We start from the raw sequence: 24,182 nt of genomic DNA on the forward strand, positions 1-24,182 counted from the left end.
AGGACGCTATGAGTGGCCACCGTGCACACAAGATTTCTAGACCTCCCAACAGTCTAGTGACATTTTGCGCCAGTTGGCTAAGACGCGGCACGGATCACAGGATCGGATGCTCACATATCTCCCGCTCACCGGGGGATTTGTGCCGTTCATCTTTTTCATCTGCCGGTGATGCGAAGTTAAGCTTCGTTCGTTAGACTGATGCGCACTATGGACAGTCATTCTCCGTGCCGGCCGGTCGCCCAAGGGCGCAGCGCCGGCAGCCCCAGACATGAACAGGTGGGCTCCGCCTCCCGATTGGAGCCTTCTAGTTGCCGCTGGGCGGCAATTGGAATTACTTTCACCACACCGGCCCTAGGGGGAAGCTAGCCCCCAATGGAATGGTTATACATCCTGCTCGGCCTGCTGCTGATCCTGGGAACAGGGTTCTTCGTGGCCGTCGAGTTCGCGCTGGTGGCGCTGGACAAGTCCACCGTCGCCCAGGCCGTTGAGGCCGGCGAACGCGGTGCCAAGCCGCTCTACCAGTGCCTGACCTCGCTTTCCACCCAACTTTCCTCCTGCCAGCTGGGCATCACGCTGACCACGCTGCTGACCGGTTATGTGCTGGAGCCGGCGATGAGCCAGCTGCTCAGCCCGCTGCTGGTCCAGCTGGGGGTCACCGGCGCCAGCGCCACCGCAATCTCCGTGGTGATCTCGATGACCCTGGCCACCCTGCTCTCGATGCTGATCGGCGAGCTGATCCCCAAGAACCTGTCGATCGCCCGGGCCATGACCGTGGGCAAGGCGCTGGCCCGCCCGCAACTGGTGTTCACCGCAATCTTCAAGCCCGCCATCCTGGCGCTGAACGGGTTCTCCAACCAAGTGCTCAAGCGGTTCTTCGGCATCGAGGCCAAGGAGGAGATCTCCGCGGCCCGCAGCGCCCAGGAGCTGGCCTCGCTGGTGCGCCGTTCGGCCGAGCTGGGCACCTTGGACAACCAGACCGCCAAGTTCGTTGAATCCACCATTGAATTCTCCGAACGCACCGCGGCCGACGTGATGACCCCGCGCACCACCATGGCGACGATCGACTCCGAAGCCCCGCTATCGGAGCTGATCAGCCTCAGCGCCGAGACCGGGTTCTCCCGGTTCCCGGTGATCGAGGGCTCCAGCGACCGGATCCAGGGCGTGTGCCACATCAAGCGCGTGGTCTCGGTGCCGCGCGAACGCCGCGGCGCCCTGCAGGTTGGGGAGTTCGCGATGGACGCGCTGTACGTGCCCGAAACCATCCACCTGGACATCCTGCTCGAGCAGCTGCGTGCCGCCGAGTACCAGGTGGCGATCGTGATGGACGAATACGGCGGCACCGCCGGGTTCGTGACCCTGGAGGACCTGATCGAGGAAATCGTCGGGGAAGTCTCCGACGAGCACGACGAGGACGAGGAGGAAGTGATCGCCCAACCGGACGGCGCCTGGCTGTTCCCGGGCATGTTCCGCCCCGACCAGATCAACGACCACTTCGACGCGGACATCATCCCGGATGACGCCTCCTACGAAACCATCGGCGGCTTCATGCTCTCCGAGCTTGGCCGCCTGGCCCAGCTGGCCGACGTGGTCACCACCGAGGCCGGCAGCTTCACCGTGACCGAACTGGACGGCAAGCGCATCGCCCAGGTGCGCTTCGTGCCGGCCGCACCGATCCAGGAGGCCGAGAATGAGTGACTTCATGGGCCTGATCTGGCTGGTGGTGCTGCTGCTGGCCAACGCGTTCTTCGTGGGCGGCGAGTTCGCGGTGATGAGCGCGCGCCGCTCGCAGATCGAACCGCTGGCCGACGACGGGCACAAGCGCGCCAAGGTGGCGCTGTGGGCGATGGAGCACGTCTCGGTGATGCTGGCGGTCTGCCAGCTGGGCATCACCGTGTGCTCGCTGCTGATCCTGAACATCTCCGAACCGGCGATCCACCACCTGCTGGTGGTGCCGCTGCAGGCCATGGGCGTGCCGGTGGCCGTGGCGGACACCAGCGCGTTCCTGATCGCCCTGGTGGCGGTGACCTTCCTGCACGTGACCTTCGGTGAGATGGTGCCCAAGAACATCTCGGTGTCCGTCGCCGACAAGGCGGTGCTGCTGTTGGCCCCGCCGCTGGTGTGGCTCTCCAAGCCGCTGCACCCGGTGATCTCGCTGCTGAACGGTTCGGCGAACCTGGTGCTGAAGATGTTTGGCGTCGAACCGCAAAACGAGGTCAGCAGCGCCTACACGGCCGCGGAGGTGCGCTCGATCATCCAGTCCTCCTCCGAGGAGGGCACCTTGGAGAACGAGGACGCGCTCCGGCTGAGCAAGGCGTTGGAGTTCACCTCGGTGACCGCCAGCCAGTGCATGGTGCCGCTGGAGGACCTGTTCACCCTGGAATGGGGGCAGACCACCGCGCGGGAGTTCGAGTCCAAGGTCGCCAAGACAGGGTTTTCGCGCATGATGATCACCCGCGAGGGGATCCCGGTGGGCTACTGGCACGTGAAGGACGTGATGCTCATCGACGACGAGCATTCGACCCAGCCGCTGCTGAACCTGCCGCTGCACCCGCTGGGCCAGGTGGCGCACACCGATGAGATCGAGGTGGCGCTGGAGGCCATGCGCCAGCAGGGCAACCACCTGTCCACCGTCATCGACGCGGACGGGAAGGTGACCGGGGTGGTGTTCCTGGAGGACATCATCGAGGTGCTGGTCGGTGAGATTAGCGACACCACCCGGAAACGCCACGTTCCGCCGCGTGCGCCGCGCAACGGCCACGCCCCGGGAACGGCAACCACTTAATCCGCCGCGCACGGTGCGAAACCGCGCCGGGCGCAAATAGGAATCAGTCGCAATTAGGATAGAATGGCCGTGGTGCCGCGCAGGACGCGGGGCCACGGCCATTTGCCGTCCGCGCGCCGGCCCCCACCAACCACACGAAAGCCGCAGAATGCCAGCAGAACCGATTGTCTCCTTCCAGCACGCCCGCCTGGCCTTCGGCCCGCGCGTGCTGTGGCAGGACCTGGACCTGGACGTGCGCCCCGGTGAATTCCTGGCGGTGCTCGGCCCCAACGGCTCGGGCAAGACCAGCTTCATCAACACCATGCTGGGCACCACGGTGCTCGAATCCGGCACCGTGCGCATCGAGGGCAAGCCGGTGCGCCGCGGCTCGGAACTGGTCGGGCTGATCCCGCAGCAGCGGCCCATCGCCGATCACGTGCCGCTGCGCGCCCGGGACCTGGTGGCCCTGGGCGTGGACGGGCACCGCCCCGGGGTGCGCCTGGCCCGGCGCAAGGTGGCCGAGCGCGTCGATGAGCTGCTGGAGCTGGTCGGCGCCAGCGACTACGGGCAGCGCCCGGTCGCCGAACTCTCCGGAGGGGAGCAGCAGCGGCTGCGGGCCGCGCAGGCGTTGGCCTCCAACCCGCGGGTGCTGCTGTGCGACGAGCCGCTGCTGAGCCTGGACCTGCACCACCAGCAGGCGATCAGCGAGGTGATCCACCGCCAGGCCGTTCAGGCCGGCAGCGCGGTCATCTTCGTCACCCACGAGATCAACCCGATCCTGCCCTACGTGGACCGGGTGCTGTACCTGGCCGGCGGGCGGTTCCACATCGGGACCGTGGATGAGGTCATGCAAAGCGAGGTGCTCAGCGAGCTGTACGGATCGCGCGTTGAGGTGCTGCGGGTCAACGGGCGGATTGTGGTGGTCACCGGGGACGGGGAACGCCAGGTGCCCGATCCGGTGACACCGGAAGAGGGCGGGCCGGATGGCCAGGCGGCGGCGAAGGGTGAACCGGAAACGGGGGAACCGGAAACCCGTGAACCGGGTACGGCGGGACGATAGGCATGGGGTTGGATAATTTTCTTGAGCGCGTGATCAATTTCGAGGATTACGCCCAGCTGTTGCCGCTGGTGAGCAACTCCCTGATCGCCGGGGCCGTGCTCGGGGTGGTTGGCGGGCTGATCGGCATCTTCATCATGATGCGCGACATGGCCTTCGCGGTGCACGGCATCGCCGAACTGTCCTTCGCGGGGGCCTCCTTCGCGCTGCTGATCGGCGCGGACGTGGTCACCGGCTCGGTGTTCGGCTCGCTGATCGCCGCGCTGGTGCTGGGCGTGCTGGGCACCCGGGCGAAGGACCGCAATTCCATTACCGGGGTGCTGATGCCCTTCGGGCTGGGCCTGGGGATCTTGTTCCTCTCCCTCTACGAGGGGCGCAGCGCGAACAAGTTCGGGCTGCTGACCGGGCAGATCGTCGCCGTGGACGAGGCGCAGCTGGGCGGCACGCTGGTGATCAGCGCCGTGGTGATCCTCGCCCTGATCATCATGTGGCGCCCGTTGACCTATGCCAGCGTCGACCCGGTGCTGGCGCGCGCCCGCGGGGTGCGCACCTCCGGGCTGTCGATCGTGTTCATGGTGGTGCTGGCCCTGGCGGTGGCCATGTCGATCCAGGTGGTCGGCGCGCTGCTGGTGCTGGCGCTGCTGATCACCCCCAGCGCCGCCGCCCTGCGGGTGAGCAGCAACCCGGCAGTCACCGTGCTGCTCTCGGTGCTGTTCGCGCTGACCAGCGTGGTGGGCGGGATTCTGCTGGCGCTGGGCGGGGCGCTGCCGATCAGCCCGTACGTGACCACGATTTCGTTCGTGATCTACCTGGTGTGCCGGCTCATCGAGGCCGTGCGTTCACCCAGCCGCCACCAGGTCTAGCGGAACCGGGCGCTCCGGTCGCCGGATCCGCCGCCCCGGCGCGGCCGGCGTGGCGGGCGTGGGGGTTACTTGGCGTCGATGCGGGGCTGGTCGGCGCGGTTCTGCCGTCGGCATTCGGCGCACAGCCCATAGATCTCCACGGTGTGCTCCGGCTCGCTGAAGCCGTGCTCCTCGGCCACCCGGGCCGCCCAGCGCTCCACCGACGGGGCCAGCACCTCAACGGTCTTGGCGCACACCCGGCACACCAGGTGATGGTGGTGCACCTCGGTCACGCACTGGCGGTAGCGGGCCTCACCGTCGCCCGAATGCAGCACATCGACCAGCCCGTCGTCCGCCATCGACTGCAGCAGCCGGTACACGGTGGCCAGCGAGACCTTGTGGTTCTGCTCCTGCAGCCAGCGGTGCAGCTGCTGGGCGGTGGCGAAATCGTTGACCTGGACTAACGCCTCGTTCAATGCCACACGCTGCTTGGTAACCCGGGTTTCCCCGGCACGCGTGGTTGACGGCTGCGTCATATGCGGACACCACTCCTATTAGTTGCCACGGGCGCGCGAAACGGCGGCGCCGGTACACCCACAATTTTAGCCAACTTCGCCCGGCAATGCGCCCGATGACTGGCCTCGGGTGTGGCTGGACGCCTAGTGTGGGGGTATGCGCATCGTATCCCGTGGTCATTCATGTGTTGAGGTATCCACCATCGACGGGTCGATCCTGGTCGATCCGGGCGGCTTTTCGGACCTGGAGGGGGCGTTCGAGCAGCAGCAGGCCGTGCTGATCACCCACGAGCACCCCGACCATGTGCTGCCCGAGGTCGTCGCCGAGGCAGTCACCGCGAACCCCACCCTGCAGGTGTACGCCCCGCAGACGGTGGTCCAAACCCTGCACGAGCTGCTGCCGGCCGTCGCCCGCTCGCGGGTCGACCCGATCCAGCCCGGCGCCCAGGTCACCGTCGGCGGCATCCAGGTGCGCGCCTTTGGCGGCACCCACGCCACCATCCACCACTCCATCCCGGTGGTCGCGAACATCGGCTACCTGCTGGGGGAGCGGATCTTCCACCCCGGCGACAGCCTGCAGGTGCCCGTGGGGCTGCACCCCGACGTGCTGCTGGTGCCGGCCATGGCGCCCTGGTCGCGGGTGGGGCAGACCATCGACTTCGCCACCGAGGTCGACGCGCCGCTGTGGCTGCCGATCCACGACGGGCTGCTGAACGAAAACGGCCTGGGGCTGTTCGACCGGCTGCTGGGCAACGCCGCCACGGCCCAGGGGCGCAATTACCAGCGCTGGGAGCAGGGCACCAGCTACGACATCAACGACCTGATCTCCCGGGAGCCAAACGCATGAGCGCCTTAATCCGGGCCAGCGACCTGGCCGCGAAACTGCAAGACCCCAACCTGGTGCTGCTCGACGTGCGCTGGAAGCTGGGCGCCACCAACAACCGCGAGCAGTACCAGGCCGGGCACATCCCGGCCGCCCGTTTCGTGGATCTGGAAACCGAGCTGTCCGGCCCGGTCGGGGAGCACACCGGGCGCCACCCGCTGCCCACCGCCGACGCGTTCCAGCAGGCCGCCCGCGGCTGGGGCATCAACGACGAGAGCTGCGTGGTGGTGTACGACGACGCCGGGGCGATGGCCGCCGCCCGCGCCTGGTGGCTGCTGCGCCACGCCGGCTTCACGAAGGTCGCGGTGCTCGACGGGGGACTGCAGGCCTGGCGGGACGCGAAGTGCATCCTCTCCTCCGAGGTGCCCAAGGTGGAGCCGGGCACCGTGAGCCTGTCCTGGAATCAGATGCCGGTGCTGGAAATGCAGGAGCTGGCCGGGTTCGACGGCGTGCTGATCGATTCGCGCGCCACCGCCCGCTACCTGGGGGTGGAAGAACCCCTGGACCCGGTGGCCGGGCACATCCCCGGGGCGCTGAACCGTCCCACCACCGAGAACCTGGACGATGCCGCCCGCTTCCGCCAGCCCGAGCAGCTGCGCGCGGGCTTTGCCAAGCTCGGGCTGGAACCCTCCGGCCGGGCAGCGGCCGCCTACTGCGGTTCCGGGATCACCGCCGCGCACCAGATCCTGGCCCTGCACGAAGCCGGGATCGACGCGGCGCTCTACCCGGGGTCCTGGTCGCAGTACAGCTCCTACCCGCAAAACGACGTGGCCACCAGCGACGAAACCCACCGCCACTAGCGCGGCACGGCGCGCAGCTGACCCCGCCACACCGCACAACCCCGGCCGCTGCCGGTCGAACACTGAAAGGCGCACATGAGCACCCTGTTTACCAAGATCATCGAAGGCGAGATCCCCGGCCGCTTCATCTGGAAGGACGAGCAGTGCGTCGCCTTCCTGACCATTGGGCCGATCACCGACGGCCACACCCTGGTGGTTCCGCGCGAGGAGATCGACGAGTTCACCGACGCCTCCGACGAGCTGATGGCGCACCTGATGAAGGTCGCCGGGAACATCGGCCGGGCCCAGAAACGCGTCTTCAATTCCGCCCGCGCCGGGATCATGATCGCGGGGTTCGAGGTGCCGCACCTGCACGTTCACGTGTGGCCGACGAACTCGTTGGCTGACTTCGACCTGGGCCGGGTGAATGAGAACCCGGATCCGGCCAAGATGGACGCGAATGCGCAGAAGCTGCGCGCGGCACTGAAGGAAGACGGACACACCCACATTCCCGACGCCTGATTATTCGATCGCAGCGACCACGGCGCGCACCTGATTTCCGCGGCCCCGCCCGAGCCGGACGGAACCGGGTGCGCGCCGTTGCGCATTCGGTGCTGCGCCACTCTCTCCAGCACAGCAGGAGGTCGTGAGCGACGGTGAGTGATGCCGGCATCGCGTATTCGCCCTGGTCTTTCCAATCCGGGGGAGGGAAGACCTAGCGCCGAACGAGCTTTGCGGTGATGGCGGCATGCGGACGCACCCCGGGGTCGGTGCGCGTGCTCAGGTCTATTACCGAGAAACCGGCATCGGCCAGCACGTCGATCATGCAGTCCGCGGGCCAGCGGTAGGCCCGGATGACCTGATGGGGGAAGGCCTCAATGCGATCGCCGTCGAAGAACCCCAGCATGAGCGTTCCCTGCGGCCGCAGGACGCGCGCGAATTCCCGCAGTATCGCCGGTACAGTGTCAGGGGCGCAGTGGATCGTGGAATACCACGAGAGCAGCCCTGCCATCGAGCCATCCATGAAACCCAACGAGGCCAGATCCGCGTTCATGAAGCGTTGCTGAGGAAAACGCGATCGGGCGATGTCCAGGAACTCGTCGACGAAATCCACACCGATCACGTCGGCACCCCGATCCGACAGAAACTGCGTCCAATGACCCGGGCCGCAACCAACATCGGCGATCGGCCCCACAATGCTCCGTGCCCAGCCGGCGATGTCTTCCTGATCCTGCGGCGCCATCTGACTCATTGAGCCGAGCACCTCGGAGTATTCGGCTGCCCGTGCCGCATAGGCCCGCCGGACATCATTGATTTGCATGGCTTTCAAAATATCATCGCCGTGCACGGTGAGCGCGTCGTTTTGCAAGCGTTGCCGAATACTCTAGCTGTCGGCTGCTTTAGGTGGGGTGGCCGCTGGCGGGTCCTGCCCAGGGCCCGGCCCGGTCCTCGACCGCCGACGTCGACTGCGGCGTTTGGTGGCATCCGGTGGCGGGCCGTCTGGCTTTGGCGGGTTCGTCTGGCCCGGGGCCGGTTTTTGTTCCGGTGGCTTTTGCCGGGCTGCTTGCTGCCCTGGTTTGGAAGGGTCTTCCCAGCTGGCGAACCAGTACCGGTTACGCCGCGGGGTCTGGGAAGGATCCAGATGCTTGGGCAACACCACATGCGGCAACCCGTTCACATCAACGATCTTGAATTTCCCGGCATGATAGTCATCATGCTCCCTGGGACATAAGAGGCCACCTTCACCCACACTGGTGCCACATCCTCCGGCCCAGCCCCCGTTCTTCCAATGGTGGGCCTCGCACATTTCTGGAGGGTAGGTGCACCCGGGCATGATGCACCCCCGGTCCCTGGCCTGCAACCCGGTACACATCGGCACGTTGAAGTCCCGGCGGGCCCGGCCCACATCCAAGACCTGGCTATCCCCGCCCAGCACGACCGGGATGATCCGTGCCCGGCTCAACGCCTGACGCAGCTGGCCGGCGTCGAGCTCCACCCCGTGGGCGGTGACCCCGCGGCTGGTGATGCCATGACCTTCGGCCAGGTCCATCAGGTCCTGCAACTGCATGTACACCACGACCTGCGGGGTGATGGTCTTCAACGCCCCGGCCCCGGTGACCCGGGCCCGCATCAAATCCAGTAGGGCCTGCAGCCTGCGCCGCGGCACCGCAGCCTCCACCCCCTCAACACGATCCGGGCCAGGACCCTCAGCGCTGTCTTGCTGAGCCGCGCCTGTCCCGGTCGGGTCTGGGTCGGCTTCGTCCTGCTCGGCCAGGGGCTGGGTGAATCCCTGCGGGGCCGGGGTGCTGGCAGGACACGCCGTCCCACGACCAGCACCGGCACCCGGCCGATCGGCTGCGGCCCCTGCTCGCTCCGGCCCTGTCATAGGTGGCTGATCGGCAGCTGTGCCGGGGGCCAACCCACTGTCGTGCGGTGACACAGTCCCGGAACCGGCAGCCCCTGACCCGACGTCTGAATCGACAGCCGGGACGGCTTCAGCAGCATTCCCTGATTCCGTGTCGGCAACCCCTGGTTCCGTGTCGGGGTCGATCGCCCAGGGTGGTGGCGGCTGATCCGTGACCAGCCATGCCGGAACCTGCCCACTCTCTTCACCAGCACAGCCCTGGTCCCCACCACGGCCAGGACCGGTTGTTTCCCCAGAGAGGGTGCTGTCCTGGGGGCTGGCCTGGGTGTTGTCCTGGGGGCTGGCCTGGGTGTTGTCCTGGGGGCCGGGCCTGCCGGACCGGGACAGGCTCCGGGCCGCGGCCCCGGCCTGGGTACGTGGATTATCGGCCTGCGCGATCGCTGAACGCAGCAACTCCGCATCCACCCCCTCCACCCGGATCAAATACTGATCCACCCCCAACACGGTCGCCCGACGGAAAATCCCGACCTCCGGTTTAGCCACCGACTCGTTCGCCTTCCGATACCCGGTACACAACCCCGTCAACCGCTTCGCCGCGGTCACCGGGTCATGCTCCACCAGGATCTCGGTGGCGTGCTCCTCCAACAACCGCCCATCCCCGGCCCTGGCTGCGACTCCTGGCAGCACCCCGGATAGTTCCTGCCCCACCGTGGATGGTTCCAACGCCTCCAACCGGCGGGCCGCATCCCGCACCGGGCGCGGGTCCCGACCCGGATCCTTGAACAAACCAGCCAGCCGCTCAAACCGTGGGCCAGCGCCTTGCCCGGCACTGTTGCGTCGGGCCTGGACCCGGTGGGTGTCCTCCACCCGGGTGCGGGCCTCGAAATAGTTGATCCCGACCCAGGACTCCAGCAACGCGGTGGTGTCCTTGTACACCGGCCGCCCGGTCGCGTACAACACCGGGCCCTGGGTGCCGGCCGGGTCCTGCCGCAACCGGTCATACTCGCCCACTTCCAACCGGTGGGCCCCGGTGGCTTCCAACGCGGCGATCGCGGCCAGTTGAGCGCGGATCACCGCCCGGTAGTGCTCTTCCACCCAGCTGGCCCCACCCAACGCGACAGGTGCCCGGTGGGTGGCCCCCACCAGCCCGGCCAGGTCGGTGAACAGGCCGGTACACAGTTCCTGGATTTCACGCAGCACCGTGCCCTCTAGTGCCGCACCGTTGTGCCGCACCCGGTGGCGTACCACCTCAAGGGCCGTGGCCAGGGAAACCTGATTCATGCCACCTACCATCACCCACCAAACTTGGGCACCCCACCCAGGCCCGGCGGGATGGGGATAACCCACGAACCCCAAAATTCTTTCGGGGACCACCGGCGGGAAACACCCACCGGGAAACACCGGCCGGAAACACCAGTGGGCCAGCCACCACCGGTGGCTGGCCCACCACACCCCACCCCGGGACCCGCCCTGCGGGCCAAACCCGGATCGAGTGCGGGAATGCGGTTAGAGCGCGGCAAGTCCTTCGGCGATGGCCTTGCGGATGCGCTTTTCGCTGACCGAGTAGGCGGTGCCCAGTTCCTGGGCGAACAGCGAAATGCGCATTTCCTCCAGCATCCACTTCACCTGGCGCAGGGTGTGGGGGACCGCAGCACCGGCGGGGACCTTTTCCAGGGCCGCGTCGTACTCGTCCTCCAGTTTCTGGATCACCGTGATCGCCTGGGCGTCGCGCTGCACGGCGCCGGAGGTGAGCTTCTCCAGCCGGCGTTCGATGCCCTGCAGGTAGCGCGGCAGGCGCAGCAGGTTCATCGCCCCGGTCACCGCGATGAAGCCGGGGTAGATCAGCTGCTCCAGCTGGGAGCGGATGTCGCTGACGGCCTGGTAGAGCGCCAGTGAGTTGCTGGATTTGAGCTGCTTGGTGATCCGGGTGTAGCTGGTGAAGACCTTGGCGATGACCGCGGTGATCGAAAAGACGGTGTCGATCTGTTCGGCGCGCACACTGTGGAAGAGCGCTTCGAAGGCAGCGGCGTCCATCGGCAGCTGTTCGGGGACGAGCTTGTCCACGGCGGCCATGGTGCAGTCGGCGATCAGTTCCTCGATGGAGCCGTGCGGGCTTTGGGTGAACACCAGTTTCTCGGTGTTGTTCAGGTGCCCGAGCACGAATTTGGTGGCCGGGGGCAGGCGCAGCATCAGCAGCCGGATGACTCCGCCGCGGTGGGCGGCGTCGCGTTCGGCGGCGGTGCGGAACACGCCCAGGCGCACGGAGCTGCCCTCGTCGGCCAGTCCCGGGTAGGCGGTGATCTGCTGCCCCATCACGGTGGTGCTTACCTGCTGCGGCAGCGCGGTGTGCTCGCCGGGCAGGTTCGGCCAGGTCTTCAGCCCGGCCTGCTCCCAGCCGCCGCCCGCGGCGGACTGCTGGTCGGCCTTGGCCGGGCCCTTGCCCTTCTTCGCGCCGGAGCGCGGGCCGGCGGCCGGGGTGCCGGGCTTGCCCGGGGTCGGGGCCGGGGTGGGGGAGTTGACCTGGGCGGCCAGGGCCTGGCGGTTGGCGGCGGCCAGCCGGTGCTGCAGGGCGGGCAGGTCATCGCCCTGGCCCAGGACCTTGCCGTTGGCGTCCAGCACCTCAAAGCCGAAGCGCAGGTGCTCGGGCAGCGCGGCGAAGTCGAACACGGCCGGATCCACCACGACCCCGCGCAGCCGGCGCAGCACCAGGGCCAGGGAGGTGGCCAGGTCATCGTGTGCCGGATCGAACTCGGCATCCAGCCTTTCCAGCGCCTGGCCGGCGACGTCGGGGGCGGGCACGAAGTTCTTGCGCACGTTCTTGGGCATGGAGCGGATCAGCGCGGTGATCAGCTCGTGGCGCAGCCCCGGGATCAGCCACTGGAAGCGGGCCGGGTCCAGCTGGTTCAGGAACACCACCGGCACCTGCAGGCTCACCCCGTCGCCCTCGCCGGCCCGGGCGGCCGGGTTGTACTCGTACTTCAGCGGCAGCTCGATGGATCCGTGGCGCCAGGTGGTGGGGAAGGCGGCGTCATCCAGCTGCTCGGCGTCGGCCTCGATCAGCGCCTCGGGATCGAAGTCCAGCAGTGTCGGGTCGGTGGTGCGGGCCTTCTTCCACCAGCGGTCGAAGTGGCGCTCGGAGACGACCGAGGCGGGGATGCGCGCGTCGTAGAAGTCGAACAGGTCCTCGTCCGAGACCCGCAGGTCGCGCCGGCGCAGGCGGGTTTCCAGTTCGTCGATCTCCTGGAGCACCTGGCGGTTGCGGGCGAAGAACTTGTGGTGGGTGCGCCAGTCGCCCTCCACCAGGGCGTGGCGGATGAACAGGTCCCGGGCCAGCTCGGCGTCCACCCGCCAGTATTGGATGCGGCGCTGGGCGATGACCGGCAGCCCGAACAGGGTGACCTTCTCATAGCCGAGCACCGCGCCGTTGCGCTTGGACCAGTGCGGTTCGGAGTAGCTGTGCTTGAGCAGGTGCGGGGCGACCTGCTCCACCCATTCGGGGTTGATCGCCGCGTTGACCCGGGCCCAGAGCCGGGAGGTTTCCACCAGCTCGGCGGCCATCACCCAGCTGGGGGACTTCTTGAACAGCCCGGAGCCGGGGAAGATCGCAAAACGGGTGCCGCGCGCCCCGGTGTAGTCGCGCTTGCGTTCGTCGTACATCCCGATGTGGGAGAGCAGCCCGGCCAGCAGGCTCATGTGCACGGTGTTCTCGTTGGCGGCCGGGTTGATCGGTTCGGCGGCCACGCTGATCCCCAGCGGCTTGGCCAGCTGGCGTAGCTGGGTGAACAGGTCCTGCCATTCGCGCACCCGCAGGTAGTTGATGTGCTCGGCCTTGCACAGCCGGCGGAACGCGGAGGAGGAGAGCTCCTTCTGCTTTTCCTGCAGGTAGGCCCACAGGTTCAGCAGGGCGATGAAGTCGGACTTCTCGTCGGTGAAGCGCCGGTGCAGTTCCGCGGCGCGTTCGCGCTGCCCGGTTTCCTGGCTGGGCCGTTCGCGCGGGTCCTGGATGCTCAGCGCCGCGGTGAGCACCATCAGCTCCTTGGCGACCCCGCGCCGGGCCCCCTCCACGATCATCCGCCCCAGGCGCACATCCAGCGGCAGCTGGGCCAGCTGGCGCCCGACGTCGGTGACCTGGGCGGCCTTGTCGCTGGACAGGGCGCCCAGTTCGCGCAGCAGGTTCACCCCGTCGGTGATGGCACGCATTTCCGGGGGCTGGACGAACGGGAAGCTGGCCACCTGGCCGGCGGAGTCCACCACGCCCAGGGAGATCATCTGCAGGATCACGCTGGCCAGGTTGGTGCGCCGGATCTCCGGGTCGGTGAATTCGGGGCGTGCCTCGTAGTCCTGCTGGGAGTAGAGCCGGATGGCGATGCCCTCCGAGACGCGCCCGCAGCGCCCCGAGCGCTGGTTCGCGCTGGCCTGGGAGACCCGTTCGATGGGCAGGCGCTGGACCTTGGTGCGGTGCGAGTAGCGGGAGATGCGCGCGGTGCCGGTGTCGATCACGTACTTGATGCCCGGCACGGTCAGCGAGGTTTCGGCCACGTTCGTGGCCAGGATGAGGCGCGGGGCCGGGCCGGGGTGGAAGACCTTGTGCTGCTCGGCCAGGGACAGGCGGGCGAACAGCGGCAGGATCTCATAGCGCGGCAGGCGCCGGTTGCCGGCCACCAGGGTGCGCAGCGCGTCGGCGGCGTCGCGGATTTCGCGTTCGCCGGAGAAGAAGATCAGGATGTCCCCGGGTTCCTCCCGGGACAGTTCGCGCACCGCCTCGGTGACCGCGTCCAGCGGGTCGCGGTCATCTTCCAGCGAGTCGCCGTTGGCGTCCTCCTCCGCCTCGTCCCCGAGCGGCTCGTCCAGCGGCCGGTAGCGGATCTCCACGGGGTAGGTGCGTCCGGAGACCTCCAGGATCGGGGCCGGTTCGGTCTGCCCGTCGGGCAGGGTGCGCCCAAAGTGGGCGGCGAAGCGTTCGGGGTCGATGGTCGCCGAGGTGATGATGATCTTCAGATCCGGACGCCGGGGCATGATCTGCTTCAGGTACCCGAGCAGGAAGTCGATGTTCAGGCTGCGTTCGTGCGCCTCGTCGATGATGATCGCCGAGTATTTCTTCAGCAGCTTGTCGCGCTGGATCTCGGCCAGCAGGATGCCGTCGGTCATCACCTTCAGCTGGGTGCGCCGGGACACCTCGCCGGTGAAGCGCACGTGGAAGCCGACCTCGTCGCCGATCTTGGTGCCCAGCTCCTCGGCGATGCGTTCGGCCACGGTGCGTGCTGCCAGGCGGCGGGGCTGGGTGTGCCCGATCATCCCGCGTTCGGCCAGGCCCAGCTCCAGCAGCATCTTGGGCAGCTGGGTGGTTTTTCCCGAACCGGTTTCGCCGGCGATGATCACGACCTGGTTGTTGCGCACCGCGTCGAGGATGTCCTCGCGGCGGGCCGAGACGGGCAGTGCGTCGGGATATGAGATCTGTAGCGCCATGGTACTGCCAATTCTAGGGTGGCGGCCCGGTAAACCGCGAAGCCGCCGGTTTTGCGGGCTGCGCCTGCGGGATCGGTGCCGGGACCGGACCTGCGCGGTGTTGCGCCAAATCACAGTGCGGCAAAGTCAAGTATGCATTTCGTCCACGGGTGCCCCGTCCGCGCCCGGGGCGGATGTACGCATCGGCCAGCGGGAGCGGGAATGGACGGAAAAGTTCGACGAAATCCGGTGCATCGAATAAAAAGTGTCTACGACAGGCGTAAAGCCGTGGGCAAAGTGAGTTCTTTCACATGTAAGATCATGGGTAATCGTCATCACGTGGCAAGGACGCCGGCGGTAGCGGTCCCGGACCCCGGCGCCACCCGTGCCAGCTCGTGGTGGGGAGCACTCACTCGCATAGGGGACTTCGAAAGGAAGACGATGAAACGCTTCACGGCCATGAAATTCGCCGCGCTGGCGGCAACCGGTGCGCTCGCGCTGACCGCCTGCGGCAGCAATGGGGGAGGCAGCGGCGACGCGCCCGCCGAGGGCGAAACCGTCAAGATCGGCATCTCGCAGATTACCTCGCACCCGTCCCTGGACGCGGTGGTCAGCGGCTTCAAGAAGGGCATGGCCGACGCCGGCTACGAGGGCGATAAGGTCCAGTACGACGACAACAACGCGCAGGGCGACCAGGCCACCAACACCTCGATCGTGGGCAAGTTCGCCTCGGATTCGGACATGGACCTGGTGCTGGCCGTAGCCACCCCGACCGCGCAGGCCGCCGCCCAGGCGGTCACCAACATCCCGGTGGTCTTCTCCGCGGTCACCGACCCGGTGGATGCCAAGCTGGTGCAGTCCAATGAGGAACCGGGCGCGAACGTGACCGGCACCTCGGACAAGAACCCGGTCGACGAGCAGCTGGCGCTGCTGAAGGAACTGGCCCCGGACGCCAAGACCGTGGGCATCGTCTACTCCTCGGGTGAGGCGAACTCCGTGGTCCAGGTGAAGTGGGCGAAGGAAGCGGCGCAGAAGCTGGGCCTGGAGATCAAGGAGTCGGCGATCTCCGCCTCCAGCGAGGTGCAGCAGTCGGCGAACTCGCTGGACGTTGACGCCTTCTACGTGCCGACCGACAACGCGGTGGTTTCCGCGCTGGAGGGCCTGCTGCAGACCGCGAACAACAAGAAGGTCCCGGTCATCGCCGCAGACGGCGAATCGGTCAAGCGCGGCGCGACCGCCACCTACGGCATCAACTACGAGAAGCTGGGCGAGCAGACCGCGGCCATGGCCGTGAAGCTGCTCAAGGGTGAGGCCGAGGCCAAGACCCTGCCGGTGGAAACCCTGCAGGACGTGGACCTCTACCTGAACGAAGAGGCGGCGAAGAAGATCGACATGCAGTTCCCGCAGGAACTGGTCGACAAGGCCGCTGAAGTCTACTAAACCGGCAACCAACCAGGGCGAAGGCGAGGCGAGGGCAGGTGTTGCCTCGCCTTCGTCATGGGCACCAACTTCTCATAACTCAAGGATCCAAAAATGATCACAGCGGTTGAACTTGGCCTGATATATGCCGTGATGGCACTCGGGGTCTACCTCACCTTCCGCATCCTGGATTTCCCGGACCTGACGGTCGACGGGTCATTCACCACCGGGGCCGCGACGGCCTCGATCGGCATCGTCAACGGGATGAACCCGCTGCTGGCCACCGCGCTGGCGTTCCTGGCCGGGGCCGTGGCCGGGGTCATCACCGGCCTGCTGCACACCAAGGGCAAGATCGACGGGCTGCTGGCCGGTATCCTCACGATGATCGCCCTGTATTCGATCAACCTGCGCATCATGGGCAAGGCGAATGTGCCGCTGCTGGGGCAGGACACCCTGATCAGCCCGCTGCGCCAGGCCGGGATCCTGGGCACCTGGACCTCGGTGGCGCTGATGTTCGCCGGCTGCCTGGTCGCGGTCGCGATCGTGGTGTGGTTCCTGCACACCCAGATGGGCATGGCGATGCGCGCCACGGGTGACAACGAGGAAATGATCCGCTCCTTCGGGGTGAGCACCGACAACCAGAAGATCCTGGGCCTGGCGCTCTCCAACGGCATGGTCGGGCTCTCCGGTGCACTGATCGCCCAGTTCCAGGGCTTCGCCGACATCGGCATGGGCATCGGGTTGATCCTGATCGGCCTGGCCTCGGTGATCGTGGGCCAGGCGATCTTCTCCCAGCGCTGGATCTGGCTGGCGGCGCTGGCCGTCGTCTTCGGCGCGGTGATCTACCGCCTGGTGATCCAGCTGGCGCTCAGCGCCGGCATGGAGGTCAACGACATGAAGCTGATCTCCGCGGTGCTGGTGGTGGCCGCGCTGCTGCTGCCCAAGTGGAAGGGCTTCCAGAAGCTGGTCAAGGCCGTCAAGCGCCCCGAACGCGACCAGATGGTCGAATCCTCCAAGGAAGAAGAGGTCAGCGCCAATGCTTGAGATCACCAACCTGTCGCGCACGTTCTTCCCGGGTACCGTGAATGAACGCAAGGCGCTGCGCAACATCAACCTGAGCCTGGACGCCGGGGAGTTCGTGACCGTGATCGGCTCGAACGGCGCCGGCAAGTCCACGGTGCTGAACATGGTCGCCGGCAAGCTGCAGCCCGATGTGGGCACGGTGAGCATCGACGGGAAGAACGTCACCCGGATGGCCGACTTCGCCCGCGCCCGGTACATCGGGCGGGTCTTCCAGGACCCGATGGCCGGCACCGCCCCGACCATGACGATCGAGGAGAACATGTCCCTGGCCTGGGCGCGCGGGAAGTTCCGCGGGCTGGGCCTGGGGGTGACCCCGAAGAAGCGCGAACTGTTCGCCCGTGAGCTGGCGAGCCTGGAACTGGGGCTGGAGCACCGGCTGAAGGCGAAGGTGGGCCTGCTTTCCGGCGGGCAGCGCCAGGCGCTGAGCCTGCTGATGGCCACGTTCTCCGAACCGAAGATCCTGCTGCTCGATGAGCACACCGCGGCGCTGGATCCGCAGCGCGCGGCGCTGGTCTCCCGGCTGACCAACGACATCGTCCAGCGCCACCGGCTGACCACGCTGATGGTCACCCACAACATGGAGCAGGCGCTGCAGCTGGGCACCCGGCTGATCATGATGCACGACGGGCAGATCATCCTGGATTTGAACCAGCAGGAAAAGTCGGCGATGACCGTCAAGGACCTGCTCGGCGAGTTCGAGAAGATCAAGGGCGCCCAGCTCGATGACCGCACTATGCTGCAGTAGCCGGCGCGTGCTGCCCTAGCCGCACCAACCCCGTAGGCCGCGGTCCCACCCTTTCTTGGGCGGGGCCGCGGCCTGTGGTGGTTAAGCCGTGAGGCTAGGCATCCTCGTGCGGGTGGCGTACCACCCGGGCCGGGACCCCGGCCGCCACCGCGTTTTCCGGCACGTCGGCGGTGAGCACGGCCCCGGCGGCGATGACCGCGTTCTGCCCGATGCTCACCCTGCAGGTCCATGGGGGCAACCCTTCCGGTGCTGGTGCGGTGCCAGCTGGTATCCGGCCGGGGCTGTGCTGCCTTCGAATCTAGGGGCAGCATCGATCCAAAAGGCAGCGTCGATTCTCGGGTTAGCCTGCCGCCATTGGATGCTTCAGCCCGCGGCTGGGTGCGAAACCGGGGGCGGGAAGAAAAAACAAGACCCGCACCAGAACTGGTGCGGGTCTTGCCGTTGGTGCCCTCGAAAGGAATCGAACCTTCGGCCTTCTGTTCCGGAGACAGACGCTCTATCCACTGAGCTACGAGGGCGAATCGCGTTGGCGACAGGGTTGAGCTTATCAGGTTGGGGCACCGGTTGCGCAAATCGACACCCGCGGTGATCAACCGAACAGCCCCGGCACCGGTCTTCCGGTGTCCGGGCATGTCACGAGCGGGCGCCAAGCGTGGCCGAACCGTTATTGTTTAAGGGTGACTCCAGAAGAACTCTCCGCTGCCATATCCGCATGCCTGACCCAGGCCGTCGCCGATGGGGACATTTCGGTCGATATCCCCGACACCGTGCGTGTTGACCGACCCAAGAGCCGCGAGCACGGCGACTGGGCGACGAACATTGCCCTGCAGCTGGGCAAGAAGGCCGGCATGGCCCCGCGTGACTTCGCCACCATCCTGGCCGAGCGGCTGCGCCAGGTTCCCGGGATCGGGGCGGTGGACATCGCGGGCCCCGGCTTCTTGAACATCACCCTGGATGCGGCCGCCGCCGGGGAGCTGGCCCGCTCCATCGTGCAGGCGGGCGAAGCCTACGGGCAGAACCAGGCGCTGACCGGGCACGTGGTCAACATGGAGTTCGTCTCGGCGAACCCCACCGGCCCGCTGCACATCGGGCACACCCGCTGGGCGGCGCTGGGCGATGCGATCGCCCGCGTGCTGCGCGCCTCGGGGGCGCAGGTGACCAGCGAGTACTACATCAACGACGCCGGCAACCAGATGAACGTGTTCGCCACCAGCGTCTACAACCGGATGCACGGCCTGCCGGTGCCCGAGGGCGGCTACCCGGGGCAATACATCAAGGAGCTGGCCGACGTCGTGCTGGCCCAGGCCCCGGAACTGGCCGAGGCCGAACTGGGTGCGGCGCTGCCGCAGATCCGCGAACTGGCCTACGCCGCGCAGATGGCCGACATCAAGTCCACCCTGCAGGACTTCGGGGTCAGCTTCGACGTGTTCTTCTCCGAGGCGAAGCTGCATGAGGCCGGGGCGGTGGCCGACGCGGTGGCCCGGCTGCGCGAACAGGGGCACATCTTCGACCAGGACGGTGCGGTGTGGCTGCGCACCACCGACTTCGGGGACGACAAGGACCGCGTGCTGATCCGCGCGAACGGGGAGCCGACCTACTTCGCGGCCGACGCCGCCTACTACCTGTCCAAGAAGGACCGCGGGTTCATCGAGAAGATCTACCTGCTGGGCGCCGACCACCACGGGTACGTGAACCGCCTGAAGGCCATCGCCGCCTGCGCGGGCGACGACAAGGAGAAGAACATTGAGGTGCTGATCGGGCAGCTGATCAGCGTCAACGGGGCGAAGCTGTCCAAGCGCGCCGGGAACATCATCGAGCTGCGCGACCTGATCAACTGGCTGGGCGCCGACGCGCTGCGCTACTCGCTGGCCCGCTACCCGGCCGATTCGCCGATCGCGCTGGACCCGGAGCAGCTGAAGAAGAACACGAACGACAACCCGGTGTTCTACGTGCAGTACGCCCACGCCCGCTCCCGCGCCGCGGCGCGCACCGCCGCGGAAAAGGGCGTGGAGCGCACCGCGCAGGGCTTTGACGCCTCCCTGCTGACCCACCGAAGCGAAAACGAGCTGCTGGCGCTGCTGGGGCAGTTCCCCTCCGTGGTCGCCTCCGCCGCGCAGCTGCGCGAACCGCACCGCATCGCCCGCTACCTGGAGCAGGTGGCCGGGGCCTACCACTCCTGGTACGGCGCCTGCCGCGTCACCCCGATCGGCGACGGCGCGATCGAGCCGGTGCACACCACCCGCGTGTGGCTGAACGATGCGACCACCACGGTGCTGGCCAACGGCCTGCGCCTGCTGGGCGTGACCGCCCCCGAAAGGATGTAGCAATGAGCCAATCCCCACTGGCCCCCGAATGGCTGGGCTACCCCCAGGACGTCAACCAGCTGCGTGAGCGCGAATGGCCGCACGGGGTGGGCCGCGACTCGGACGGCGAGCTGACCGTGCAGGGGGTGAAGGTCACCGAGCTGGCCCGCGAGTTCGGCACCCCGCTGTTCGTGCTGGACGAGGAGGACTTCCGCGCCCGTGCGGCCGAGTTCAAGCGCGCCTTTGACAACGCGTTTGACCGGCTGTGCGGCGGGGTGGACGTCTACTACGCCGGCAAGGCGTTCCTGTGCACCGAGGTGGCCCGCTGGGTGACCGAGGAGGGCCTGCGCCTGGACACCTGCTCCGGCGGGGAACTGCTGGTCGCCCAGCACGCCGGGGTGCCGGCGCAGAACCTGTCGCTGCACGGGAACAACAAGTCGGTGGGGGAGATCGCCCGGGCCATCGAACTGGGCGTGGGGCGCATCGTGGTGGATTCGCTCGACGAGCTGGAGCGGGTGGCCGCGCTGGCGCTGAACTCGGGCACCAGGGCCAACGTGATGCTGCGCCTGACCCCCGGGGTGCACGCCTCCACCCACGAATACATTGCCACCGCCCACGAGGACCAGAAGTTCGGCCTGTCGATCCAGCCCGGCGCCTCGGGCACCTCCGCGGCGCTGACCGCGATCGGGTACGCGGCCAAGCACGAGTGGATCAACCTGCTGGGCCTGCACGCCCACATCGGGTCGCAGATCTTCGAGGCCGAGGGCTTCGCGGTGGCCGCGCGCACGATGCTGGCGGTGATCGCCGAGGCGAAGGCGCGCTACGACGTGGTGCTGCCGGAACTGGATTTGGGCGGCGGCTACGGGATCGCCTACACCCAGGCCGATGACCCCTCCACCCCGCAGCAGATCGCCGATGAGCTGGCCGTGGTGGTCGGCCAGGCGGCGGAGGAACTGGGGCTCCAGGTGCCGCGGATCTCCATCGAGCCGGGCCGGGCGATCGCCGGGCCCTCGACCTTCACGCTGTACGAGACCGGGGTGCGCAAGGACGTGAGCGTGGACCTGCCCGAGGGCGGCACCGCCACCCGGCGCTACATCTCGGTCAACGGGGGGATGAGCGACAACGCCCGCCCGGTGCTCTACGACGCGGACTACACCGCGGCGCTGGCCAACCGTGTGACGCAAAGCGACGCAATTATTTCTCGCGTAGTTGGGAAACACTGCGAGTCAGGTGACATAGTCGTACGAGACGTCTACCTGCCCGAGGATGTGTCCTACGGTGATCTGCTGGCCGTGCCGGCCACCGGGGCGTACTGCTGGGCGCTGTCGAGCAACTACAACTACCTCACCCGCCCGGCCGTGGTGGCGATCAAGGACGGCACGCCGCGCCTGATCATCCGCAGGGAGACCGAATCCGATTTGTTGGCCCGTGACATGGGAGTGTAATTGAGCGCTAAGGACAGCCCGAGCGACAAGCCCAGCCCGAACGCTGCACACAGCGGCGCCGGCCCCCGGCGCCTGAAGGTCGCCCTGCTGGGGTGCGGCACCGTCGGCGCCCAGGTGGCGCGGATTCTGCTTCAGGACGCGGCCGAGCTGGCCGCACGCAGCGGTGCGCAGCTGGAACTGATCGGCATCGCGGTGCGCAACACCGCGACCCGGCGCGACGTGCAGCTGCCGGCCGAGCTGTTCACCACCGACGCGGCTTCGCTGATCGACCAGGCCGATGTGGTCATCGAGCTGCTGGGCGGGCTGGACCCGGCCGGGACCTACATCCAGCGGGCGCTGCGCCGCGGGGCGTCGGTGATCACCGGGAACAAGGCGCTGATCGCCGCCGAGGGGGCCGGGCTGGGCGCGCTGGCCGCCGAGAACGGCGCGCAGCTGCGCTACGAGGCCGCGGTGGCCGGGGCGATCCCGATCCTGCGCCCGATCGCCGACTCGCTGGCCGGGGACCACATCACCAAGGTGCTGGGCATCGTGAACGGCACCACGAACTTCATCCTGGACGCCATGGATTCCACCGGCGCCGCGTTTGGCGACGTGCTCGCCGAGGCGCAGCAGCTGGGCTACGCGGAGGCGGACCCGACCGCGGACGTGGAGGGGCACGATGCGGCGGCCAAGGCCGCGATCCTGGCCTCCCTGGCCTTCCACACCGAGGTGGCCATGGACCAGGTGCACTGCCAGGGCATCACCCAGATCACCGCGCAGGACGTGGCCGACGCGAAGGCCTCGGGCTACGTGATCAAGTTGCTGGCGATTGCCGAACGCACCGCAGCGGGCATCTCCGCCCGCGTGCATCCGGCCCTGCTGGAGCGCAGCCACCCGCTGGCCAGCGTGCGCGGGGCGTTCAACGCGGTGTTCGTCGAGGCCGAGAACGCCGGGGACCTGATGTTCTACGGCGCCGGGGCCGGGGGAGCGCCCACCGCCAGCGCCGTCATGGGCGACGTGGTCTCCGTGGCCCGGCGCCTGGCCGCCGGCGGGCCGCTGCCGCTGAGCTCGCACACCAGCCCCGCCACGCTGGTGGACTTCGCGCACATCGACACCCGCTACTGGATTGGCCTGTCGGTCAGCGACCAGCCCGGGATGCTGGCCAGGATCGCCACCGTGTTCGCCGAGCACGGGGTCTCGATCGAGGCGATGAACCAGTCCGCCGCCGACGACGGCAGCGCGCACCTGCGCATCCTCACCCACCGGGGCGCCGAGGCGGCGCTGAGCTCCACCGTCCAGGCCCTGGGGGCGCTGGACACCGTGGCATCCGTAACATCCGTTTTGAGAGTTGAAGGAAACTAACGTGGCCCATCAGTGGCGCGGAGTGATCCGCGAATACGCCGACCGCCTGCCGGTGACCGAAGCGACCCGGGTGATCACCCTGGGCGAGGGCGGCACCCCGCTGGTGCACGCCCCGGCCCTGAGCGAGCACACCGGCAACCAGGTGTACCTGAAGGTGGAGGGGATGAACCCCACCGGCTCCTTCAAGGACCGCGGGATGACCATGGCGATCACCGCCGCCGTTGCCGCCGGGGCGAAGGCCGTGGTGTGCGCCTCCACCGGCAACACCTCGGCCTCCGCCGCCGCCTACGCCACCCAGGCCGGGCTGAAGTGCGCGGTGCTGGTGCCCGACGGGAAGATCGCCATGGGCAAGCTCTCCCAGGCCGTCGCCCACGGGGCGCAGATCCTGCAGGTGAACGGCAACTTCGACAACTGCCTGGACGTGGCCCGCAAGCTGAGCGAAAACTACCCGGTGTTCCTGGTCAATTCGGTGAACCCGGCGCGCATCGAGGGGCAGAAGACCGGCGCCTTTGAGGTCGTGGACTTCCTGGGCGACGCCCCGGACTACCACCTGCTGCCGGTGGGCAACGCCGGAAACATCACCGCGTACTGGAAGGGCTACACCGAATACGCGGCCGAGTACACCAACCCGGCCGGTCAGGTGCTGCCGGCGGTGGCCACCAAGCGCCCAATCATGTGGGGCTTCCAGGCCGAGGGCGCGGCACCGATCGTCAAGGGCCACCCGGTGACCGAACCGGACACCATCGCCACCGCGATCCGCATCGGCAACCCCGCCTCCTGGCAGCAGGCCGAGGCGGCCCGCGACGAATCCGGCGGGCTGATCGACTCGGTGAGCGATGAACAGATCCTGGCCGCGCACCGCTGGCTCTCCTCCCGGGAGGGCGTGTTCGTCGAACCGGCCTCCGCCGCCGGGGTGGCCGGGCTGCTCAAGCACCACGCGGCCGGCAACGCCCCGACCGGCAAGAGCATCGTGATCACGGTGACCGGGCACGGGCTGAAGGACCCGGACTGGGCACTGAAGAACCAGGACGGCTCCGGCGTGGCCCCCACCAAGGTCGGCTACGACGTGGTCGAGGTCGCCGCGACCCTGGGCCTGGCCTAGCCCGGCACGCCGCCCGCGGGCACCGCGCCCCGCGCCAACCCCTGCGGGCACCACCCGCACCCACCCATCTGCAGTCCCGCAGGCCGTCGGCCCCCCG

At 67.9% G+C, this 24,182-nt stretch carries 19 protein-coding genes and 1 tRNA gene; 14 read left to right on the forward strand and 6 right to left on the reverse strand.

Annotated features, from left to right (window positions below; translation table 11 throughout):
- The first annotated feature begins 372 nt into the window (after positions 1-372).
- From AC6I21_RS05360 to AC6I21_RS05375, 4 genes are all read left to right on the forward strand, one after another.
- On the forward strand, positions 373-1,695 hold the full coding sequence (locus AC6I21_RS05360) for a hemolysin family protein (protein WP_138172972.1): 1,323 nt from the start codon (positions 373-375) through the stop codon (positions 1,693-1,695).
- Positions 1,688-2,782, forward strand: coding sequence for a hemolysin family protein (locus AC6I21_RS05365; protein WP_054821503.1), 1,095 nt, complete (start codon positions 1,688-1,690; stop codon positions 2,780-2,782). Before AC6I21_RS05360 ends, AC6I21_RS05365 begins: the two co-directional genes overlap by 8 nt.
- Positions 2,783-2,930: 148 nt before the next feature.
- Positions 2,931-3,821: a metal ABC transporter ATP-binding protein gene (locus AC6I21_RS05370; RefSeq protein WP_497763157.1), complete on the forward strand. Its 891-nt coding sequence runs from the start codon at positions 2,931-2,933 to the stop codon at positions 3,819-3,821.
- Positions 3,822-3,823: 2 nt separating this feature from the next.
- Positions 3,824-4,681: a metal ABC transporter permease gene (locus AC6I21_RS05375; protein WP_138172976.1), complete on the forward strand. Its 858-nt coding sequence runs from the start codon at positions 3,824-3,826 to the stop codon at positions 4,679-4,681.
- 65 nt (positions 4,682-4,746) lie between these two features.
- Here AC6I21_RS05375 and AC6I21_RS05380 read toward each other — a convergent pair whose 3' ends face one another.
- Positions 4,747-5,196 carry a Fur family transcriptional regulator gene (locus AC6I21_RS05380; protein ID WP_138172978.1) on the reverse strand — a complete coding sequence of 150 codons (450 nt, stop codon included), beginning with the start codon at positions 5,194-5,196 and terminating at the stop codon, positions 4,747-4,749.
- A 136-nt stretch (positions 5,197-5,332) separates the two neighbouring features.
- On the opposite strand from AC6I21_RS05380, the gene AC6I21_RS05385 reads away from it, so the two are divergent.
- The 3 genes from AC6I21_RS05385 to AC6I21_RS05395 all read left to right on the forward strand — a co-directional run bounded on the left by AC6I21_RS05385 (position 5,333) and on the right by AC6I21_RS05395 (position 7,359).
- Positions 5,333-6,022: an MBL fold metallo-hydrolase gene (locus tag AC6I21_RS05385; protein WP_138172980.1), complete on the forward strand. Its 690-nt coding sequence runs from the start codon at positions 5,333-5,335 to the stop codon at positions 6,020-6,022.
- Complete coding sequence (locus AC6I21_RS05390) at positions 6,019-6,858, forward strand: sulfurtransferase (protein ID WP_138172982.1); 840 nt, start codon at positions 6,019-6,021, stop codon at positions 6,856-6,858. Before AC6I21_RS05385 ends, AC6I21_RS05390 begins: the two co-directional genes overlap by 4 nt.
- A 75-nt stretch (positions 6,859-6,933) precedes the next feature.
- Complete coding sequence (locus AC6I21_RS05395; protein ID WP_138172984.1) at positions 6,934-7,359, forward strand: HIT family protein; 426 nt, start codon at positions 6,934-6,936, stop codon at positions 7,357-7,359.
- Between the two features lie 193 nt (positions 7,360-7,552).
- Here the strand turns inward: AC6I21_RS05395 and AC6I21_RS05400 are convergent, their stop codons facing one another.
- From AC6I21_RS05400 to hrpA, 3 genes are all read right to left on the reverse strand, one after another.
- The gene (locus AC6I21_RS05400; protein WP_246049786.1) at positions 7,553-8,206 is read right to left on the reverse strand and encodes a class I SAM-dependent methyltransferase; all 654 of its coding nucleotides are present in this window, start codon (positions 8,204-8,206) and stop codon (positions 7,553-7,555) included.
- A gap of 15 nt (positions 8,207-8,221) precedes the next feature.
- Complete coding sequence (locus tag AC6I21_RS05405; RefSeq protein ID WP_138172986.1) at positions 8,222-10,483, reverse strand: HNH endonuclease signature motif containing protein; 2,262 nt, start codon at positions 10,481-10,483, stop codon at positions 8,222-8,224.
- 225 nt (positions 10,484-10,708) lie between these two features.
- Entirely contained in the window at positions 10,709-14,668 is a 3,960-nt protein-coding gene (hrpA, locus tag AC6I21_RS05410) for an ATP-dependent RNA helicase HrpA (protein WP_138172988.1), read from the reverse strand.
- 420 nt (positions 14,669-15,088) lie between these two features.
- Between hrpA and AC6I21_RS05415 the strand changes: the two genes are divergently transcribed.
- The 3 genes from AC6I21_RS05415 (at position 15,089) to AC6I21_RS05425 (ending at position 17,894) form a co-directional block, all read left to right on the forward strand.
- Positions 15,089-16,087 carry an ABC transporter substrate-binding protein gene (locus AC6I21_RS05415; RefSeq protein WP_138172990.1) on the forward strand — a complete coding sequence of 333 codons (999 nt, stop codon included), beginning with the start codon at positions 15,089-15,091 and terminating at the stop codon, positions 16,085-16,087.
- 93 nt (positions 16,088-16,180) lie between these two features.
- The gene (locus tag AC6I21_RS05420; protein WP_138172992.1) at positions 16,181-17,110 is read left to right on the forward strand and encodes an ABC transporter permease; all 930 of its coding nucleotides are present in this window, start codon (positions 16,181-16,183) and stop codon (positions 17,108-17,110) included.
- Entirely contained in the window at positions 17,103-17,894 is a 792-nt protein-coding gene (locus AC6I21_RS05425) for an ABC transporter ATP-binding protein (RefSeq protein WP_138172994.1), read from the forward strand. Before AC6I21_RS05420 ends, AC6I21_RS05425 begins: the two co-directional genes overlap by 8 nt.
- 94 nt (positions 17,895-17,988) lie before the next feature.
- Here the strand turns inward: AC6I21_RS05425 and AC6I21_RS05430 are convergent, their stop codons facing one another.
- Both AC6I21_RS05430 and AC6I21_RS05435 read right to left on the reverse strand, forming a co-directional pair.
- Complete coding sequence (locus AC6I21_RS05430) at positions 17,989-18,111, reverse strand: hypothetical protein (RefSeq protein ID WP_497763158.1); 123 nt, start codon at positions 18,109-18,111, stop codon at positions 17,989-17,991.
- Between the two features lie 225 nt (positions 18,112-18,336).
- Positions 18,337-18,412, reverse strand: a tRNA-Arg gene (locus AC6I21_RS05435).
- 159 nt (positions 18,413-18,571) lie between these two features.
- Here AC6I21_RS05435 and argS point away from each other — a divergent pair.
- The 4 genes from argS to thrC all read left to right on the forward strand — a co-directional run bounded on the left by argS (position 18,572) and on the right by thrC (position 24,085).
- On the forward strand, positions 18,572-20,218 hold the full coding sequence (gene argS / locus AC6I21_RS05440; protein ID WP_138172996.1) for an arginine--tRNA ligase: 1,647 nt from the start codon (positions 18,572-18,574) through the stop codon (positions 20,216-20,218).
- Between the two features lie 2 nt (positions 20,219-20,220).
- A complete protein-coding gene (lysA, locus tag AC6I21_RS05445; protein WP_138172998.1) occupies positions 20,221-21,642 on the forward strand; it encodes a diaminopimelate decarboxylase in 1,422 nt (473 codons plus the stop codon).
- 72 nt (positions 21,643-21,714) lie between these two features.
- A complete protein-coding gene (locus AC6I21_RS05450) occupies positions 21,715-22,983 on the forward strand; it encodes a homoserine dehydrogenase (protein ID WP_246049866.1) in 1,269 nt (422 codons plus the stop codon).
- A gap of 1 nt (position 22,984) precedes the next feature.
- Positions 22,985-24,085 carry a threonine synthase gene (gene thrC / locus AC6I21_RS05455; RefSeq protein ID WP_138173002.1) on the forward strand — a complete coding sequence of 367 codons (1,101 nt, stop codon included), beginning with the start codon at positions 22,985-22,987 and terminating at the stop codon, positions 24,083-24,085.
- Positions 24,086-24,182 lie beyond the last annotated feature (97 nt).

The organism is Glutamicibacter sp. St.4D3 (assembly GCF_059728615.1).